The sequence below is a fragment of the Mycobacterium sp. IDUB_19 genome (assembly GCF_055419445.1).
This window is the reverse complement of record NZ_JBVAXR010000197.1, coordinates 1-629: the sequence shown is the minus strand read 5'-3', so window position 1 is coordinate 629 and position 629 is coordinate 1. Positions and strand designations below refer to the sequence as shown.

Sequence of the window (629 nt, the reverse complement as noted above, 5' to 3'; positions counted from 1 at the left end):
CCGGCGTTGTCCTGACTCACCGCGACGGCGTCCTGTAGCTGATGAACAATCTTCACGTCGGCATCGTCGTTGGGATCGACCAGGGCGCGGATGAGGACGAGGACATACCGCGTGCCGATGTCATCGCGGGTAAGGGTGTGTTCGCCCTGCCCGTAGAAGACCCCGGGCACGTAGTGGTCTTCGTTGATCACCTGCATCGACATGAACCGGCCGGCGGGGTCGGGCAGCACAATCGTGACCGGCCCGGCGTCGAGGTCGAAGACGCCCGCCGAATATAAGGTGTCGCGGTTCGAGCGCACCACCAACTGCTTGTTCAGTGGCGTCAGCTCCCGGATGTGGCCGAATTTGCCGAACCCGCCGTCCCTGACGACATTGCCGAAATACAAATCGCTTTCGGCCCTGGCGAAATTGTCCGGTGAAACGAGCACCGTGCTATCGGATGTCGTCGGTTCTGCCACCACTCGGACCATACGCGCAGGGCCGGCTGCTGGTTATCAATCCATGTCGAACTCGATGGGCAGGCTTGTCGGCCCGCTCAAGCTCACCATCGGCTTCCATGGCACCGGTCCGGCGATGCGCGGGTTCACCAGCCGCTGGGACAGAACGGTCAGCGCCTCGGCGAGTTCGCG

General features: G+C 63.0%; 1 protein-coding gene and 1 pseudogene. Both read right to left on the bottom strand.

The features are described from left to right. Positions 1-458, bottom strand: a 458-nt coding sequence (locus tag ACZY0B_RS27900; RefSeq protein ID WP_463767447.1) for a DUF1254 domain-containing protein, incomplete at its 3' end; no start/stop codon positions are given. Between the two features lie 36 nt (positions 459-494). Then, a pseudogene (locus ACZY0B_RS27895) lies at positions 495-629 on the bottom strand (cytochrome P450); the annotation flags it as partial.